Raw genomic sequence first — 18,321 nt, 5'->3', positions numbered from 1 at the left:
AAGAGGATAAAATCAAGAATATTCATTTGGGTTTTGAAGAGAAAAAACCGTATAAAAAAGTAAAAGGAACCATTACTTGGTTCCTTTTACTTAATAATGGAATAAGATAAATTCGTTTAAATTTCTCCGATAAGCTTGAGAACACCCTGAGCAATTATAGCTGAGCCAATATACGTGCCAACAAAAACAACACATGAGACAACGATAATTCTCCACCCGGTTCTTTTAAGCATATCCAAATCTTTTCCCAGTGATATTCCTGCATATGCCAATATTGGAGTTGTCAAAGCTAAAAAACTGACTTTTTGTGCCCACGCTGTCAGTATTTCCGCTCCTGGAAAACCTGGGTAGGTTACGATGCAGCCTATTGTTACGATATAGGCTACCGATGGAATACGCACTGGTATAACTTTTGAACAAATTACGCCCAGAAGACATAACACGATAAGAAAGGCCATTCCCGGGATAGCATCACTTATGGGCGTATGAAAGCCAACCAGATTTCCTACAAGAGTAATAACACCAATAATAATTAAAACAAAAAAGACTTCAACGGTTTTCATAAGGATTACACCTCCTTATAAATTGGCTTTTCAGGAACAACTCCATATTTAGCCTTGTACATCTTTTTGTAGAGCCACTCTGAGAGAGGAAGTGCCAGCCATAGTGACATATAAATTCCATCAAGTCCTGAAAGCATATTGCTTGCGGCACCTAGGGCCTGGATTTTGTCGGCAATTTCTGGGAACATGGCGCTTAATGACCCTACAGACGCTGTCATCATGCTTGCGCTTCCAACACCGGAGGCCATGGCTAATGCTAAAGGATGAAGAATGCCAAAGGCAGCTGCGAATGTGGCCATGAGCCCGTAAAAAATAGTTCCAAAAACGGTTCCGCATATATAAACGCCCATAACGCCTTGCCCTTCAGGCGTATCGAGGCCATAAACATCGCCTATAAGAGCAACGTTTGGTTCTCGTGCTACAGAGTGAGCGGCTCCGATCGATTCTCGTTTTAGTCCAAGAAATACAGCGATGGGAATTCCTATGAGTACTGTCCCCAAATTCCCTAATTCCTGAAGAATAAGTGCGGGACTTGTCTTCAAAATCATAGGAAGGTTAGGACCTACGAGGGTGCCATATCGTGCTATAAGAAGCATGAGGGTGACTCCTACGAGACTTCCTGCATCAACCATGTCTTTATGACTTGCCAATTTGATAAATTTCGGGCCTAAAAAAGCTCCCATGAGCAGCGCATAAAGCATTGGAAGAAGCACTATTTTCCCCGGGCCAAGATTGAAGGCGTGGATTCCGATCAATTCTGCGATGATGACAAGGCCGAGGACTAAAAGGTGAATTTTCCAGTTGCGAATTGCATTTTTCATTTACATCTCCCCTTTCATATTGTCGTGTATTGTTCCATACCACGCTGAAAGAGCTAAAAGAGCGGCTCCAATAGAAAGGGCACGTTCGTCGGCCTTAAAGCGTGGGCTGTGCCAAGGGTGAACTGCATCGATTTCAGGATTACCGACTCCAAGCCAGAAAAAACATCCTGGTACTTTTTCTTGGAAAATAGCAAAATCCTCGCCTCCCATAGAAGGAACAGGAGAGACAATTTTTTCCTTGTCTATAAGATCTTCGAGGGCCTTCATTCCTATAGCCGTAATTTCAGAATGATTAAAAACGGCAGGAAGATCTCGGCGATAGAAGAAATTGGCAGAACATCCGAGACTTGCTGCTGCATTTTCAATAACTCTTTGCATCCATAACTCCATAGATTCACGAACATGAGGATCAAAGGTTCGAACAGTTCCCGTGAGCTCTACTTCATCTGGAATAACATTATTGGCAGTTCCTCCATGTATGGTTCCGAAACTTATTACTGCTGATTGTTGGGGATCGACGTTTCTGCTGACAATAGTTTGAAGATTCATTATGATCGATGCTGTAGCGACGATAGGATCGATATCACGATGTGGAAAAGCTCCATGTCCGCCTTCCCCTATTACTTTAAGAAAAGTTGTGTCTACAGAGGCCATAAGGGGACCTTCTTTAAGGGCAACTTTTCCTACAGGAATTTCAGGGTGGTTGTGAAGGCCAAAAATCATGGAAACATCAGGATTAAGGAGAACGCCTTCTTCCACCATGGCCTTGGCTCCTGCATTTATTTCTTCTGCTGGCTGGAAAATAAACTTGACTGTCCCTTGAAGTTTGCTTTGTAGAGACGCAATAATTTTTGCAGCTCCAAGAGCACACGTCGTATGAATATCATGGCCGCAGGCATGCATTAGCCCTTTTGATGTTGAAGTATATGAGAGTTTGCTCTTTTCTTCAATAGGCAATGCGTCTATATCTGCACGGATTGCAACAGTAGGTCCATCCTTTGCCCCCTTTAAAAGAGCAACGACACCTGTCTTTGCAACATTTCTTTGTACTGAGCAACCAAGTTGTTCCATATAGGTTGCAATTTTTTCAGAAGTTTCATGTTCTTGAAAACTTAACTCTGGATGCTTATGAAAATCTCTGTATAGCACTTGAAGTTCTTCGAAAATATCTTGACTTTGCTTTTTAATGGCATGACTGAGCGTCATAGTTTATCCCTCCTGAGAAGGTGCCGGTTAATCTTTTTCCCCTGTATCTCTTTTCTGTATAGGATATTCTTTAATTGTCTTTACTACAAGACCAATAAGCTACCGCTGAGGGGGTAAGGTGATGTAATAAAAAGCCCTCAAAAAGCGGAACCTGCTTTTTGAGGGCTTTTTATTAGTTGCTTGCTCTGTAACGTAGAGCAAGTTCTGTTTTTGACATATAAACGGGATGCTCGATACAAATCTCTCTTACCTCTTTTTTTAATATTGGTATAAGAGACTCATCTCTATTTTCGAGAACCTGAACAACGAGTTTAGCTACTTTTTCAGTATCTTGTTCATTGAAACCTCGGCTTGTAACACCGGCAAGACCGATACGAATTCCACTTGTAACAGTTGCTTTTTGAGGATCAAAGGGAATGAGGTTCATATTAACGGTAATTCCAACTTCTTCCAGTTTCTTTTCGGCGTCGCGACCTGTCATATTCTTACGTCTGAGGTCTACAAGCATAAGATGATTATCTGTGCCGTTGGAAACAATATCGTATCCATTTCTCTGAAGAGTGCGAGCCATAACTTTCGCATTTTTTATAATATGTGAGGCATATGTTTTAAATTCTTCGGTCATGGCTAATTTGAATGTGAGAGCTTTTGCTGCCATAATCTGAGGAATGGGCCCACCTTGAATTCCAGGGAAAATAGCTTTGTCAATCTTCTGTGCATATTGGGATCGACATAAGATATTGCCACCTCTCGCACCTCTTAAGGTTTTTGTTGTTGTAAATGTTACAAAATCAGCATATGGAACAGGGCTTGGGTGGACATTTGCTGCTACGAGCCCAGCAATGTGTGCCATATCAACCATAAAATAGGCGCCTACTTCGTGGGCTATTTGGGCAAATCTTTCGAAGTCAATAAATCGAGAATAGGCGCTGCCTCCAGCAATGATCAGTTTGGGATGAACTTCTTTAGCTAACTTTTCAACCTGATCGTAATCTATTTCGCCAGTTGTTTTGTCTATACCATATCGATATGCATTGAAGAATTTTCCCGAAATATTTACCGGAGTGCCATGAGAAAGATGGCCGCCATGTTTAAGATCCATGCCGAGAATTGTATCCCCAGGTTCCAGCATAGCCATAAAGACGGCGAGGTTTGCATTTACGCCCGAATGAGGTTGAACATTTGCATGATCTGCTCCAAATAATTCTTTGGCACGTTCTATAGCGAGACTTTCAACGATGTCAATAAATTGACATCCACCATGGTAACGTTTTCCCGGGTATCCTTCCGCATATTTGTTTGTAAGAAGTGAGCCTTGTGCTTCAAGAATGACTTCTGGAACGAAGTTTTCTGAAGCGATTAGCTCAATTGTCATGTTTTGTCGTTCTTTTTCTCCCTCAATGGCTGCGCCCAACTCTGGGTCGATAAAATGAATGAGATTCACTAACCATTCCTCCTCTGGGCAGATTATAGTGGAACGAAAGCTGACAAAAGCCAACTCTCAATTAAATCATAAACGTTTAACATTTAAAGACAATAAGGAAAATAGGGTGCAAAATTACCAAAAGCCTGACAAAAATGTCAGGCTTTTGGTAATTTTTACGATCTATAAGTCTTTGTAACCATAGTCTTTTAGTCTTGGTTGTTTGGAGGGGCAACAGATAACAGACCTTCTCGTTCTGCAAAACGTGCTAACTCTGCTACAGAGTAAAGGCCAAGCTTTTCCATAATTCGTGCTTTATGTGTTTCGACGGTTTTTCGACTTATTGCAAGCTGAGATGCTATCTCTTTAGTGGCAAAGCCTCGGGCCAGGAGTATCAAAATTTCTTTTTCCCTCGATGTAAGAGTGTTGAGTATGGTGAAGGAGGCGTGAGTTCCAGATGATTGGATAACATAATCTTCGATAACCATAGAAGTAAGGGCGGTGCAAAGGTACATATCTCCATCACATACAACATTAATGGCTTTGATTACTTCATCAATATCACAATTTTTCAGAAGGTATCCTGTTGCTCCGGCGGCAAACATTTCTCGAACATAATGTTTATTCGAATGAATTGAAAGAGCGATTATTTTTATTTGTTTATTTTTCTCATGGATGGAACGAGTGGCCTCAAGACCGTTCATGTTTGGCATGGAAATATCCATAATTATGACATCAGGTTTATGTAGAAGTGCCGCCTTGACTGTAGATAATCCATCTCCTGTTTCTGCAACGATTTGAAAGTTGTCAATATTTTCAAGCACACTGCTGAGTCCTTTTCGTGTTACCGGATGATCGTCAGCAACAATAATTCGAACAGTCACAGAGACCCCCTCCTTCTTCAGAGTTGTTTTTTAGAGGAAGTTTAATGATAACGCTAGTTCCTTGTCCTTTAGAAGAATTGATATTCATTTGTCCTTCCCAATGGCGTAAACGCTCTCGTATGCTGAAAAGGCCGAAACTTCGCTTTCGAATGGCGATTGCCTGGGAGGGATTAAAACCTATTCCATCGTCGTGTACTGCAACACAAATGTAACTGTCTTCATTAGTGATAAGACATTGAACAGCTGTGGCTCGGGCATGTTTTAATACGTTGATAAAAATTTCTTTTATCATGTGGTAGAGCATAATGCTTACTTCTTGTTCAAGAAAACGGCAGTTTGTAGGAGAGTTGAATATGAAATCAATATGTTGTGGAGAAAACATTTCATCTCCAAGAGATTCTAACGCTGCGGCCAGTCCCAAATCGTACAAGAGAGGCGGGCTTAGGCGCGCGGTAAGATTTCGCGTTTGCTCTATAACATCATCGAGATGAGCAATACTTGTTGATAAGAGGTGGTTTTTTATATGCTCATCATTAGTTTTGAGAGCTTGTCGTAGATTCCGCTGCATTGTTACAAGAGCGTGCCCTACTTGATCGTGAAGATTAGCTGCGATTTTACGACGGGTTCTCTCTTCTGCTAATGTTAGTTCAGATGCAAGAGATCGTAGATTTTCCTGAGATTCTTCCAGTTTTTTCTCAGCATTGCGAACCTGTTCTATTTCTCGGGCTAAAATAAGATTTACGAAGCCCTTTGATGAAAGCTGTTGAGCCATAAGCCAAAGTAATTTGAGCGTATTCTCAAAATGCTCAAGCGATCCTTCATGCATTTTTCTAAGGGCCTGGCATAATTGAAGGGGGTCAGCGCCTATTTCAATAGCATAATTTTTTATGCGTTCTCCCCCCACTCCGAGAGCATTTTGAGATATTTGCCAGTTTGCAATATGATGCCCGTCAACAATAATAGGAGCACTTGCATCGACAAAACCACAACTTAAGCATCTTTGATATGTAGGTTGAAGCAAACGAGCTGCTTTCATTCCAAGAACGCGATCCGAGTAGATGCAGCGGCGAGCGCCTTCGGGTGTTTTACGGACTAATTGGCAAACTTCACTAAAATTGCTTGGTTCTGTAATGGAATTTCCATTAACATCTGTAATAACAGAAGCGACATCATGTACTTCTGCAAAGGCATCTTGTATTTTTTGTAGTTCTTCTCGTTCAATAAGATCAAGAAGAGATATTTGAGGAGAGGGCATGGATATCACTCCTTTGCAAGCTCTCCTCTTTATTTTACACGTTTTCTGATTTTTCTATACCGCTTTAGCGAGCTCTTCGTCGAGCATTCCTAAAATGGTAGTTGTTAATTCTCCATATAACGGGTTAGATCGTTTTCTCGGTCGAGGCATATCAACCGATATAATTTGTTTGATTTGTCCTGGTCGAGCCGACATGACGATGATTTTATCGGCAAGATAAACAGCTTCGTCTACACTGTGTGTAACGAAGAGAATTGTTTTTTGGTGATTCTGCCAGATACGAAGCAACTCTTTCTGCAGAATTATACGTGTATGAGCATCAAGAGCTCCAAAAGGTTCATCCATAAGCAGCACTTCAGGGTTATTGGCCAAGGCTCTGGCAATAGCTACTCGTTGTTGCATTCCACCTGAGAGCTCGTAGGGATAAGCTTCTTTGAAACTCTCAAGTCCTACCAATCGTAAGTACTCTAACGCTGTTTTTTGACGTTTTTTTAAGGGTACACCAGCAAATTCAAGACCGAGACCTACATTTTCAATAACAGAACGCCAAGGCAGAAGTGAGTATTCTTGAAAGACCATTCCACGCTCTTTTCCTGGCGATGTTATAGGTTTTCCGTGGTAGAGAACTTCTCCTCCCGAAGCCTCTTCAAGACCTGCAATAATTCGTAACATCGTTGATTTTCCACATCCTGAAGGGCCTACAATACAGATGAAATCATTGATGTTTACAGACAAATCTACTGCATCAAGGGCTTTGACCTGCCCCCCCTTTTCTGTAAAGAATATTTTCTCTAATTTTTTAACATTTATTAAGGGCTCCACGATTTTCCCTCCTTATCGTGTTAAGCGCTGCCAACGAAAGCAACGTTTTTCTATAATGCGAAAAACAAAATCCATTATCATTCCAACGACACCAATACTTGCCATTCCGGCTATAACAATATCTGTTCGAGCGACAGTATAAGAATGAGTGATGAGATAGCCTATGCCAGAAATGCTTCCTGGGAGCATTTCTGCAGAAACAAGGCACATCCAGGCGACTCCTAGGCCGACTCGTAAGCCATTGACTATAGATGGAGCCGATGCTGGAAGGAGTATTTTTTTGAAAATATCGTTTTCATGTGCTCCCAGAACGCGAGCAGAGTCGATTAGAGTCTTTCTTACATTTGATACTCCGTAAATAGAGTTTGTAAGAATAGGATAGAAAGCGCCAATGAAAATGATGAAGATCATTGAAAACTTTAAGTTATTGAAATAGACATACCAAGAACCTTCCTCAATTCCTAAAAGGGTGGCCAGGCTGGCAACTCCGAACCAGGCTAAGACAAGAGGAACCCAGGCAAGAGGAGGAATGGGTCTAAAAATACTCAAAAAAGAGTGGAAAAGCTTGAATACCGATCCATAATATCCCATTACGATTCCAATAGGAATAGCAAGAACAATAGCTAAGAAATACCCAGCAAGCACGCGTATCAGGCTTACAATAACGTTATCGAAAAGAGATCCCATACTAATTAAATTTTCTGTGGGATGAGTCAAAAGATCTGCTACATTCCCAACAGTGGGCAAGACAATATCATTACCTATTCGCTGGGCCATGTATCCCCAAAAAACAAGAAAAAGAGACGGTACAATGACCGGGAGAAAAAGAGAAGAGATTTTCTTCATGAGAGTAATGACCTCCCTTTTACATAATAAACGGGAAAGAGCTTGCAGACTCTTCCCCGCATGTACCCTTCATTATCTTAGACAAGGGAAATGAAGAGTTACTTGACATATGAAAAATCAAAGATAAGCGATTGGACGTCATCCATAGCTTTTCCTTTGAGTTGGCCTTTAAATTTATTCATACCGTTTAATACCGATAGATATGTTTGAGCGCCTCGCATCCACCCTTCTGAAGGATCCGTTGTGTATACAATCGTGGATTTTGCCGCGGCCTCTTCTGGAATACCAATCCAATTAGCGGCGATTTTTCCTGCTTCATTTTTATGGTCATTGCACCATTTTGCACTTTGCGTAAGAAGGGTTGTAAAGGCTTTGACCTCCTCAGGGTGTGCTGCAAGAATCTCATCTCGCGCAGCGGCGACACAACAAGGGAAGTGTGACCATTTCCCTGTTGGGGGTAAATTACGAAGATCAATAATAGTCTTCCCTACATCTTGTACTTCTGCTACTTCAGGGAATGGCGCAGGTCCCACCCAGGCGTCAACTTGCTGGCTCATCAATGCAGGGATGAGGTTTGATGTTGACTTGAGGTCGACGAGCAATATGTCTGCATCCATATTATTTGCGTCTTGTGTCAGTGTAAGGCCAGCATCATTCAGGGCTCCTTCCACAACAATACGGGGTGCACTTGTAGGTGAATGATATCCCAGTTTTACAGGTTTCTCATTTTTTGCTACGTAAGCGAGAAAATCTTCCCATGTGTTAATAGGACTTTTTTTACTTACAACAACACCCATTCCATCTGTGTGGATGGGGCATAAGACTTTTATGGGCGTGTTGTTGTCCACTGCCGACATCATGGCAGGAAGAGAGCCCATGCCAATATCGAGGTGTTTCTGGGCAAAGAGAACAGCCGTCTCTGATCCGCTTTTTGCGACAATAATATTAAGCCGGGCTACAGCTTTCCCATCAACCATAAGATCATACTTTTCTTTTGAAACGACAGGTTTCAGCCATGTTCCGAGTTCTTTAAAGTTTTCTTCTTTTGACATGGCGACCATAAATGGTTCTAAGTGGGTTGTAAAAATATAACTGACATTGAGACGAGGTATGTCTCCGGCAATGCCGGGAAGAATTAAAACCATTGACAAGATAACAGCGAGACAAGAGACACATAATGTTTTTTTCAATCCTGAAATGTGCAAAAAAGAAACCTCCCTTATGCTATAAATAATATTTAATTATAAGTTTTATAACAGATCTGAAATATTATAGAAGAGAAAATGATATCGATCAACTATTGAAAATATAAGTTTGTCTGGAAAAACTTTACAAATGGGGGGTATATGGACTATAAAGAGAAGGTACGTAGCACTACAAAATGAGAATACAACGGAGAGTAGAAGGAGGGAATATAATGGGAAATTTAAAATTTCATGTGCCAGACATGTCATGTGCTCATTGTGTTAAACGTATAACTACCGCATTGGAGGAAGCTGGGTATAGTGGTTTTAATGTTGATCTCGAGACTAAAACCGTACATATTGAGACGGAAGATCCTCAAAAAATTATGGATATTCTGGATGAAGCTGGGTATTCCGCTAACATTGAAAAATAACGTTGCTATCTTTTAGGAGGTTACATCAGGCATGCATAGTCGTTCTTTTTTTTATAGCGTTGCTGCTTTTGTTTTTGCATTAGGGCCTGTTTTATATCATTGGTATAACGGACCGGCACGAGGAGCTATTCTCCTTTCATGGTCAATTTTACTAGCATGTGTTTGCTTATTGAAGGATCATTATGTTTTTGGAGTTCCTGCTTCAAAAATATTATCGTGGCTGCGAAGGGTGCGGTCCGACAAAGGAGTAGATTTAAGAATTCCTGCTCCCAAAATGGATGTCAGTTCCGTAATGGGAACCTTGGAAGAGATGCTTACTCGCCTTATAGGAACATTTCGTCATATTTCCTTGAGGATTATACGTGGGCTTCACTCTTTTGTGTTTTCTTTTTTTCGTTTGGAACGTGAGCTTTCAGTTTTTTCTGATGCCTTTAATGAAATGACTCAGGAAGTTGAGGAAGGTGTCGATGCTGGTAGCCGTGTTACGGAGGCTATACAAACTCAATATGCAAGTTCAGAAGAAATATCCTCTACAGCCCAATCACTTGCGCAACTTGCTGAAAAGCTTAATCAAACTGTAACTCAAGTTTCTGAAAAAGCAAATGAGGGACAGTTGAAGTTAAGTGGGGCGGAACATTCAATACAAGACTTGGGAGAAGATGTTATGGGAGTTGCTCGCAGAGCGGCTCTTCTTTCTGAAAAAGTTGCATTGATTCAATCTGTTGTTCAGGTTCTTACTGGTATTTCTGATCAGACGAATCTTTTGGCCTTGAATGCTTCGATTGAGGCAGCCCGTGCTGGTGAAGCAGGGCGGGGTTTTGCCGTTGTGGCCGAAGAGGTTAGAAAACTGGCGGAAGAAAGCCGTAAAGCAGCCCTTGATATAGGAACAAACCTGGAGGAACTGGTGGCGGAGGTCCAGGGTGCCTCCGAAGATGCATCGACTATAGTTGGAAGGGTTGAGCAGACTGTTGTGCATGTTTCAGATGCCCTTCAGGGCGTTGGGCAGATTTTGAGTAACGTAACTCATATCAGTGAGTCTACCCATCAGGTTGCTGCTAGTGCTCAAGAACTTTCAGCATCATCAGAAGAATTAGCAGCTTCTGCCGAGACAGTAAATCATCTTACCGAGCGCATGCAGCAACAATTTAAACTGCTGGGTGAAAATGTAACGACTCTTAACTGTTCTGTGGATAATATGCTCATTTCAAACAAGGAAGGAGGAGAACAGGCACGTTCTCTTCTGCAAGAAATGGCGCAAATACAGGTTGTTGAGCAATGTGACTTTGCTGATATTGCCGATGGAGCTATTAAAGCACACAAGGGATGGATCAAGCGGCTGAAAGAATATCTTGATGGAGGTTCGTGGGATGTGGAAACTGACCCTACTCGTTGTCAATTCGGCATCTTCCTTTCTTTTGTTGAACGTCCAGATGTAATTGATCGTAAGAATTGGAATGAACTTCTTCGCCATCACGATGAACTCCATCACTTGGGACATAAAGTTTTTGAAGCGGCGAAGGAAGGGAATCCTCAGGAAGCACAATATCTCTATGAGAAAGCGTTAGGGATAAGCCAGATTTTAGTAAGAACTTTAGGAGACATGAGTAGTCAGTGCAGGCGGGGAAAAGAATGTCACAAAAATAGCACAGGGTTAATTCCTGTGAGCAGTGCAGAAAATAAATAGCATGGTACAATAATAATTGTTAAATTAAAGCATATAATGAAGCGACGGGAAGGGCCGCTATTTCTTTTTATGAGAAATGCGGCCCTTTTTATATACATGCGTAGGGTATTATGGGATAATAAGTGTTATATCCTATCAATTAACTAGGAATATGAAAGGGAGTTGATTTTTAGCGATGGTCAACAGCGAAAACTCAAAAAAAATATCTTTTTCCGTCACTGGTATGACGTGTGCTACTTGTGCGCGGATTGTTGAAAGATCTCTCAAGAAGGTAGATGGTGTCGTTTTCGCAGGGGTTAATTTAGCAACAGAGACTGCCTTTGTGGTTCTCGAAAAGGAAGTTCCCATGGAAAAACTTGAAGAGGCAGTAAAAAAGGCAGGGTATGAAGTTTCGTATGAACCACCTGAGGATCTTGATCGACGCCGGTATGAAGAGGCGAAGAGAAACCTTGTTATAAGTTGGGGTATAACTCTTCCTCTCATGGTTTTAATGTTTATGCATATGACAGGTTTTCATATGCCGTGGTTTCCTTTGATGGAATTTATTGGTGGGGCTGTCGTTCTTTTCGGTGCTGGACGCGCCTCCATGAAAGGGGCTTGGATAGCTCTCTCACATTTACATGCCAATATGGATGTTCTTGTCTCTCTTGGAGCTCTTGCTGCGTGGCTTACTTCATTACTTGTTCTTGCAGGAGTAAAAGTTGCATCATTCGGTGCTATCGGCGCCATGATTATTGCCCTTCACGTAACAGGACGTTTTATAGAATCTCATTTACGAGATAGAGCTTCAAAAGAAATAAAATCTCTTTTGGAAATTCAGGCACGGGAAGCTCGTATTTTAGATGAGTCGGGAAAAGAAATATCAGTTCCCATCGAAGCTGTTAAAGAAGATTTTACCCTCATAATTCGTCCAGGAGAAAGAATTCCAGCGGATGGAATGATTATTGAAGGGGCAACTTCAGTGGATGAATCTATGATTACAGGGGAATCAATACCTGTTCACAAAGAAGTAGAAGGAGAAGTAACAGGAGGTTCCTTAAATCTCACCGGTTCAATAAAAGTTAAGGCGACAAAAGTTGGAGAAGATAGCTTTTTATCTCAAATGATTGCCTTGATTCAGGAAGCACAAGGGGCCAAAATCCCTATTCAAGCTTTTGCTGACAGGGTGACAAATTACTTTGTTCCAGCTGTTGCGACTTTTGCTCTTATAAGCGGTTTTTTCTGGTATTTTGGCATTGATCGTTTTTCTTTTATTCTTGACGCGGCTTCGCATTATCTACCGTGGGTCACCTCTGTTCGTGAGCCGCTATCAATTGCTATTTTTGGTTTCATATCGACACTGGTTATTGCTTGTCCCTGCGCTTTGGGGTTGGCTACCCCGATGGCTCTCATTACAGGGACTGGCGCAGCTTCCAAAAAAGGACTTGTCATTAGAAATGCAGAGGCAATACAGACAGCTAAAGAAGTGGGCGTTGTTTTGATGGATAAAACGGGCACAATTACTCAAGGGAGTCCAAGTGTTGTCGAAACGAATCTTTCCAATGGCGATCTTGAAGCAGTAGCTGCCCTTGAAAAACATTCTATACATCCTTTAGCGAAAGCGGTAGCGGCTGTAACTGAAACAACACTTGAACCCCGCTCTATGGAAGAGATTACAGGAGAGGGTGTTAAAGGAGTTATTCGCGAAGATTCATATTTTATAGGGAAACCCCAAGATTCATCAAAATATAAAGAACAGCTTTCTTTAGGGCGAACGGTAGTTGAAGTTCGCAAGAATAATGTTGTTGTCGGGTTTATAGCTATTGAGGACCCACTAAGAAATGATGCTATAAGAGCTGTGGAAAGACTTAAAGAGCTCGGAATTACTCCAGTTATGGTGACAGGAGATAATGAACGAACAGCTCGAGCTGTGGCGAAACGAGTGGGAATTGAAAGTGTTTACGCTGGAGTTCGCCCAGATGAAAAGCTGAGTATCCTCAGAGATTTTCAGACAAGCGGAAAAAAGGTACTTATGGTAGGAGACGGGATGAATGATGCGGCTGCATTGAAAGGTGCAGACATCGGTGTAGCCATTGGCTCTGGAACAGATCTTGCTATCGATAGTGCAGATATTGTTGTTGTGCGTGGCGGGATTTCTTCTATTGCGGACGCAGTGGATATTTCTAGGCAGACCTTTACCGTCATTCGTCAGAATCTATTTTGGGCTTTTGCTTATAACGTTATTGCTATTCCTCTTGCTATGGGGGCGTTACTTCACCCGGCCATTGCAGAAACGGCGATGGCTTTCAGCTCTATTTCAGTTATATTAAACTCTATGAGGATACGAGTGTCTAAATAACAATTCTTTTACGATAAAATAGTTATACAAGAGATTCTGATCTTGTCTTTTCGGCATAAAAAAAGCTGCTCCCTTTTGGGGTGCAGCTTTTTTATTGTTTTCTTAGCAATGTCCGTGGCAGCCGGCACAACCGCCACCGCAACCTCCACATCCGCCACCGCGGAGGGCTTCAATTGCTGGGACAAAAACATCCAGAATATCGCCAAGATCGCTAACACCTTCGTCGTTATCGGTCAGGCCAAAACTCTCTTTTATTGCAGGCACAGTATCTGCTCCATCAACAATGGCTTGTACGATATCTCGAAGGGTGATGTTCTTCGATTTAATAACAACGGTTTCTCCAGGAACTATTCCCCAGTCCATAACTTCTACCTCCTTCAATAGGGCATGGTGGTATTGTAAAGGAAATGGCTGTAAAAATAAACAGAATTATTACCGAGTTATAAATTAATTTTTTAAGGGCTTTTTTCATAAAGTTTTTATCTATTTTATCTCTATAATAAAAAATATTAGTCGTGTGTTTTTTGAAAAAATAAGAAAATGACAAAATGATAATTTGCTATTGACGTAAAAGAAGCGAAAGGCTATTGTATGTTTACAATATGACTTCATCAGGTGAACGGGAAGTTTGGTGAAAAGCCGACGCGGACCCGCCACTGTGAGCTTGACGATGAAACATGAGACCACTGGGTAGGAATTAATGTGCCCGGGAAGGTGTTTCGGAGGAAGAAAGCGAGCCAGGAGACCGGCCTGTTGAAGAGAGGCAAATCCCTGCGAGGATTCAGGACTATTTGTGGAAAAACTTTTCTTTCAAGAGAGGTTTTTTTCCTGTGAGCTTTATGGCTGTCCTCGTTGGGACAGCCATTTTTTGTTAAGGAGGATGGTACATATGAAATGGGCTCACGGGAGACTGACCCAATATGTTAATGAGTTTTCTCGACTTGATTTTGTTGAGAAGACCATTGAAGCTCTCGAGAATAGAAGTGAAATCCTTCCAGAAGTCACAAATATTTCAAAATCGAACGACGAGGTTCAAGCTCTTATAGCAGAATACATCGCTCATATTAATGCATCTCTCAATGTAGAAGGAGATGTTCTAGTCTGTGCAGATTTTCTTGAAAAGACACGTTTATTTGTAGAACGTTTAAAGAAAGGACTCTCACAATCCTCGTTATATGGGGAGAAAAGACTAAGACTTCTTTGGGTAGAGGGATTAACCAATCTTATTTATGCTACACAAGATTGGTTAAAAACAGTGGTGCTTTGTTCGAAAGATGAGACGAAAGAAATATACCTCTCGTATTGCAAGGCTTGTCAGAGATCTATAGTGCGTTTTGAGAAAACAAGGCAAGCTATAACGAAGGAGGCCATAGCATGACTTTGCGTGATCATCCACTCTACCCTCTTTTTTCTCCTCGAAGTGTAACGATTGTGGGAGCTTCAGCAGACCTTGATAGTTTAACTGGCCGGACTCTGAAAGCCATGCAACGCTTTGGGTATAACGGTACAGTTTACCCAGTCAACCCTAAATACGATCGTGTAGGGGGACTGCCTTGCTATCATGATCTCTCTGAAATTTCAGAGGCAACTGATGTTGCTCTTATTAGTATAAAGGCTCAGTTTGTTCCGGCTGCTCTTGAGACGTGCGCAGAAAAAGGGATACATAACGTTATTATTTATTCTTCAGGTTTCGCGGAAACGGGCGATACGTCTTTACAGCAAAGAATGATGGACATCGCTCGGGAAGGCCATATTAGGATCCTTGGCCCCAACTGTCAGGGTCTCCTCAACCTGGCAGCAGGAATCCCCCTCACCTTCTCGGGCGCCCTCTATAACGTTGATCCTCCAACAACGGGTCACGTTGCTTTTATTTCTCAAAGCGGAGCCTTTGGTTTTTCGTCTTTTGGAGTAGGTCTCAACCACGGGGTACGATATCGTTATGTGGTTACTACTGGTAATCAGGCTGATATTGATGCTGTCGAGTGTGCCGGGTATGTTATTCGAGATCCGGAAGTAAGACTTCTCATGATGTATCTCGAAGGAATTGATGACGGGGAGCGTTTTTTACAGGTGGTAAGAGAGGCTCGAGAAAGAGACATTGCTGTTGCTGTTTTAAAAGCGGGACGCTCTCCCTCCGCCCAAAAAGCAGCTCAAAGTCATACAGCAGCTTTGACTGGAGACGAAGCTGTCTGGAAGGCCATATTTAAACAATACGGTGTTATTCCACTGGAAGATATGGACGATATTATCGGTATAGGCCAGCTGTTTGGAGCCTCTCCTCGTACTGACGGCAATCGGGCGGCTATTCTTACTACGTCGGGAGGCGCAGGCATAGTAATGGCCGATAGTCTCAATGATTTGAAAATGAGCGTTCCTGAATTTTCAACAGTAAGTAAAAAGAGTATAGAAGAAGTTATCCCAACTTTTGGGGCGTCGCGTAATCCGGTAGATATGACTGTGCAGATTTCTGAAAAACCGGAGAATTTCCGTCAAGTTCTTAATACGGCTCTCGGTGATCCTGATATTAGCATGGTTGTTACAGCTCTCTCAATGATTGTGGGAGAAGCCGGGAGTGTGATGGCGGAAGAGTTGATCCGAAGTTACGAGAAAACCCCGAAACCTCAAGCCGTAGTATGGATGATTGACGATGAACATGGCGAGACGTTTATTGAACGACTTAAAAATGCTGGGATTCCTGTTTTTCAAAGCTTTAGACAGTGTGCTCGTGCTTTAAAGGCTCTCGTAAATTGGGGACAAAGGCGGAAGTTGCCTTCCCATACGATTGAAATGACGTCTTCTTTGCTTGGATCTTTCCCATTAAAACTGACAGAATATGATGCGAAGCGATTATTAGCACGGTATAACGTTCCTGTAACGCGAGAACATCTTTGTCGGGATATGGAAGAAGCTTTTGATGCCGCTGAAGAGTTAGGTTTTCCCGTTGCTCTTAAAGGAATGGCCGGAGAAATTTTGCATAAGACCGAAGCTGATGTTGTAGCTCTCGATATTCGCTCTTTCGATGAGTTACGTCACGCTCTGAAGAAGACGAGAAAAAATCTTAAAGAACATGTTTCGGGAGAAAAAATCCAGGGCTACCTTGTGCAGGAGATGGTTAAAGGTGGTATGGAATGTATCGTCGGAATGAAGCGAGATCCCGTTTTTGGACCTATTGTTGCGGTAGGCCTTGGAGGCATATACGTCGAAGTTTTAAGTGATGTTTCTCTTCGCCATGCTCCTGTGGATGAGGAAGAAGCACTGAGAATGATTCAAGAATTAAAGGGTTTTGGCTTCCTTTCCGGTGCCAGAGGACAACGTCACAGAGATATTCATGCTTTGTCCAAAATTGTCAGTCAGGTTTCTCGTCTTGCTTGTGTTGAAGAAGACCTTCTTGAACTTGATATCAACCCAGTCTTTGTTATGCCTGAAGGAGAAGGTGCCATTGCTGCTGATGCTCTCGTTATCAGAAATGGAGAAAAGTAGCCGATATAAAGAAAAGTTGTGATGTATAGGAAAATAAAGTATGTTAGACAAGACATTCAGAAGAGTTGAGAGATATTTTTACATATTATTAAGGAGGGACTTCTTACATGAGCGGCATGACACCTTATCTTCAGACGAATCAGCAACGCATTGAACGAGACATTGAACACATAGCTTCCTTAGGTGCTACTGGAACATCTGCAGATGGGCGTACAAGCTTTACGTACAGCCTTCAAGATCTGAAAGTACGAAAATATCTTCTTGATATTTTTGAGGAACTTGGTCTTTCCGTTTTTATTGATGGTGTTGGCAATATCCGAGCTAGATACGCTGGAAGCAATCCAGATGCTTCTGTTGTGATGAGCGGTTCACATGTGGATTCAGTTCGGCGTGGCGGAAAATATGATGGCGTGGTAGGTGTTATCGGTGCTCTTGAAGCGATTCGAGTGATGAAAGAAAACAATATCACTCCAAGTCATCCCATTGAAGTGGTCATTTTTTCAGAAGAAGAAGGCTCTAATTTTGGTTCGTGTTGCGCCGGGAGTAAGGCTATGGTTGGCCGATATACTTTTGATGATTTGAATACTCTTAAAAATCTATCAGGTCAATCTATGTATAATTTAGCTAAAAATGCGGGATATGATCCTGATAATATGTCACGATATGTTCTTAACAAGGGTGAAGTAAAGGCCATGATTGAACTCCATATAGAACAAAGTCCCATGCTTCATTCTGTTTCCATGCCCATCGGTGTTGTAGAAGCTATTGCAGGTCTGAGACAAATCAGAGTTGAAGTTGACGGCGTTCCAAATCATGCAGGTGCTACGCCCATGAATTTCCGTCAAGATGCTCTTCTCGGTGCGGCGCATATGATTAGTGCTGTAGAAGAAGCTGTTCAGACAAAAGGAACCGAATCTACTGTGGGAACTGTAGGATATATGGAGAGTGAACCAAACGTTTCAAATATTATTCCAGGTAAAGTTGTATTTTCAATAGATATTCGTGATGTCTATCAACAGCCAATGAACGATGTCGTGGAAGAAGTACGTAAAAGATTTGATGAAATTGCTCAGAGATATAACCTTACATTTTCTATGACGTTGCTGGGAGAGCAGGAAGCAGTACAGCTTTCTCAGGAAGTAATCAGCTCTATAGAAAAAAGTGCCCAAGCCCTAGGCATTCCGTATAAGAAAATGAATAGTGGTGCAGTTCACGATGCTGTTCTTCTCTGTTCCGTTGCTGAAGTAGGGCTTATTTTTGTCCCGAGCGTAGATGGCCGAAGCCATTGCCCCGAAGAATATACATCCTACGAAGATATTAAGCGGGGAGCAGATCTGTTATTGGCAACATTGCTTGATTTAGCGAAATAAGGTTGAAAGAT

Annotated in this window: 16 protein-coding genes, 1 pseudogene and 1 riboswitch; of the genes and pseudogenes, 7 read left to right on the top strand and 10 right to left on the bottom strand. The window is 41.9% G+C overall.

All coding sequences use genetic code 11. The features are described 5' to 3' along the window. Positions 1-116: 116 nt before the first annotated feature. From VB083_RS04100 to VB083_RS04060, 9 genes are all read right to left on the bottom strand, one after another. Complete coding sequence (locus tag VB083_RS04100) at positions 117-563, bottom strand: hypothetical protein (protein WP_213690065.1); 447 nt, start codon at positions 561-563, stop codon at positions 117-119. Between the two features lie 5 nt (positions 564-568). Then, the gene (locus VB083_RS04095; RefSeq protein WP_213690064.1) at positions 569-1,384 is read right to left on the bottom strand and encodes a DUF3100 domain-containing protein; all 816 of its coding nucleotides are present in this window, start codon (positions 1,382-1,384) and stop codon (positions 569-571) included. Next, positions 1,385-2,590: a M20 metallopeptidase family protein gene (locus VB083_RS04090; protein ID WP_307879648.1), complete on the bottom strand. Its 1,206-nt coding sequence runs from the start codon at positions 2,588-2,590 to the stop codon at positions 1,385-1,387. Between the two features lie 172 nt (positions 2,591-2,762). After that, a complete protein-coding gene (gene glyA, locus VB083_RS04085; RefSeq protein WP_213690062.1) occupies positions 2,763-4,034 on the bottom strand; it encodes a serine hydroxymethyltransferase in 1,272 nt (423 codons plus the stop codon). Positions 4,035-4,222: 188 nt separating this feature from the next. Next, positions 4,223-4,897 carry a response regulator gene (locus tag VB083_RS04080; RefSeq protein ID WP_213690061.1) on the bottom strand — a complete coding sequence of 225 codons (675 nt, stop codon included), beginning with the start codon at positions 4,895-4,897 and terminating at the stop codon, positions 4,223-4,225. Then, positions 4,872-6,152 carry a PocR ligand-binding domain-containing protein gene (locus VB083_RS04075; RefSeq protein WP_213701446.1) on the bottom strand — a complete coding sequence of 427 codons (1,281 nt, stop codon included), beginning with the start codon at positions 6,150-6,152 and terminating at the stop codon, positions 4,872-4,874. The genes VB083_RS04080 and VB083_RS04075 overlap by 26 nt, the downstream gene beginning before the upstream one ends. A gap of 54 nt (positions 6,153-6,206) precedes the next feature. Next, positions 6,207-6,974, bottom strand: a complete 768-nt coding sequence (locus tag VB083_RS04070; protein ID WP_213690059.1) for an ABC transporter ATP-binding protein — start codon at positions 6,972-6,974, stop codon at positions 6,207-6,209. A 12-nt stretch (positions 6,975-6,986) separates the two neighbouring features. Then, positions 6,987-7,820: an ABC transporter permease gene (locus VB083_RS04065; RefSeq protein WP_307879649.1), complete on the bottom strand. Its 834-nt coding sequence runs from the start codon at positions 7,818-7,820 to the stop codon at positions 6,987-6,989. A gap of 98 nt (positions 7,821-7,918) precedes the next feature. Beyond that, positions 7,919-9,025, bottom strand: coding sequence for an ABC transporter substrate-binding protein (locus VB083_RS04060; RefSeq protein WP_213699679.1), 1,107 nt, complete (start codon positions 9,023-9,025; stop codon positions 7,919-7,921). A 212-nt stretch (positions 9,026-9,237) separates the two neighbouring features. Between VB083_RS04060 and VB083_RS04055 the strand changes: the two genes are divergently transcribed. The 4 genes and pseudogenes from VB083_RS04055 (at position 9,238) to VB083_RS04045 (ending at position 13,460) form a co-directional block, all read left to right on the top strand. Further along, positions 9,238-9,438: a heavy-metal-associated domain-containing protein gene (locus VB083_RS04055; RefSeq protein ID WP_213690056.1), complete on the top strand. Its 201-nt coding sequence runs from the start codon at positions 9,238-9,240 to the stop codon at positions 9,436-9,438. 31 nt (positions 9,439-9,469) lie between these two features. After that, positions 9,470-10,501 (top strand): annotated as a pseudogene (locus VB083_RS11725) (methyl-accepting chemotaxis protein); the annotation flags it as partial. A gap of 69 nt (positions 10,502-10,570) precedes the next feature. Next, positions 10,571-11,122, top strand: coding sequence for a CZB domain-containing protein (locus VB083_RS11720; protein WP_416242158.1), 552 nt, complete (start codon positions 10,571-10,573; stop codon positions 11,120-11,122). A 175-nt stretch (positions 11,123-11,297) separates the two neighbouring features. After that, entirely contained in the window at positions 11,298-13,460 is a 2,163-nt protein-coding gene (locus tag VB083_RS04045; RefSeq protein ID WP_307879652.1) for a heavy metal translocating P-type ATPase, read from the top strand. A gap of 102 nt (positions 13,461-13,562) precedes the next feature. Here the strand turns inward: VB083_RS04045 and VB083_RS04040 are convergent, their stop codons facing one another. After that, entirely contained in the window at positions 13,563-13,823 is a 261-nt protein-coding gene (locus VB083_RS04040; protein WP_213690054.1) for a hypothetical protein, read from the bottom strand. Positions 13,824-14,056: 233 nt separating this feature from the next. After that, a riboswitch (cobalamin riboswitch) is annotated at positions 14,057-14,229 on the top strand. 120 nt (positions 14,230-14,349) lie between these two features. Between VB083_RS04040 and VB083_RS04035 the strand changes: the two genes are divergently transcribed. From VB083_RS04035 to VB083_RS04025, 3 genes are all read left to right on the top strand, one after another. Then, a complete protein-coding gene (locus VB083_RS04035) occupies positions 14,350-14,838 on the top strand; it encodes a hypothetical protein (protein WP_213690053.1) in 489 nt (162 codons plus the stop codon). Beyond that, entirely contained in the window at positions 14,835-16,940 is a 2,106-nt protein-coding gene (locus VB083_RS04030; RefSeq protein WP_213690052.1) for an acetate--CoA ligase family protein, read from the top strand. Before VB083_RS04035 ends, VB083_RS04030 begins: the two co-directional genes overlap by 4 nt. A gap of 107 nt (positions 16,941-17,047) precedes the next feature. Next, a complete protein-coding gene (locus VB083_RS04025) occupies positions 17,048-18,310 on the top strand; it encodes a M20 family metallo-hydrolase (RefSeq protein WP_307879653.1) in 1,263 nt (420 codons plus the stop codon). The last annotated feature ends 11 nt before the right edge of the window (positions 18,311-18,321 follow it).

The organism is Aminobacterium sp., assembly GCF_034926885.1.
Classification (GTDB): Bacteria; Synergistota; Synergistia; order Synergistales; family Aminobacteriaceae; genus Aminobacterium.
This window is presented reverse-complemented; position numbering and strand designations above follow the sequence as displayed.

Coding starts and splice junctions, on each gene's coding strand:
- VB083_RS04100 (WP_213690065.1), bottom strand. CDS start 563: ATGAAAACCGTTGAAGTCTTTTTTGTTTTAATTATTATTGGTGTTATT.
- VB083_RS04095 (WP_213690064.1), bottom strand. CDS start 1,384: ATGAAAAATGCAATTCGCAACTGGAAAATTCACCTTTTAGTCCTCGGC.
- VB083_RS04090 (WP_307879648.1), bottom strand. CDS start 2,590: ATGACGCTCAGTCATGCCATTAAAAAGCAAAGTCAAGATATTTTCGAA.
- VB083_RS04075 (WP_213701446.1), bottom strand. CDS start 6,152: ATGCCCTCTCCTCAAATATCTCTTCTTGATCTTATTGAACGAGAAGAA.
- VB083_RS04065 (WP_307879649.1), bottom strand. CDS start 7,820: ATGAAGAAAATCTCTTCTCTTTTTCTCCCGGTCATTGTACCGTCTCTT.
- VB083_RS04055 (WP_213690056.1), top strand. CDS start 9,238: ATGGGAAATTTAAAATTTCATGTGCCAGACATGTCATGTGCTCATTGT.
- VB083_RS11720 (WP_416242158.1), top strand. CDS start 10,571: ATGCAGCAACAATTTAAACTGCTGGGTGAAAATGTAACGACTCTTAAC.
- VB083_RS04045 (WP_307879652.1), top strand. CDS start 11,298: ATGGTCAACAGCGAAAACTCAAAAAAAATATCTTTTTCCGTCACTGGT.
- VB083_RS04040 (WP_213690054.1), bottom strand. CDS start 13,823: ATGGACTGGGGAATAGTTCCTGGAGAAACCGTTGTTATTAAATCGAAG.
- VB083_RS04035 (WP_213690053.1), top strand. CDS start 14,350: ATGAAATGGGCTCACGGGAGACTGACCCAATATGTTAATGAGTTTTCT.
- VB083_RS04030 (WP_213690052.1), top strand. CDS start 14,835: ATGACTTTGCGTGATCATCCACTCTACCCTCTTTTTTCTCCTCGAAGT.
- VB083_RS04025 (WP_307879653.1), top strand. CDS start 17,048: ATGAGCGGCATGACACCTTATCTTCAGACGAATCAGCAACGCATTGAA.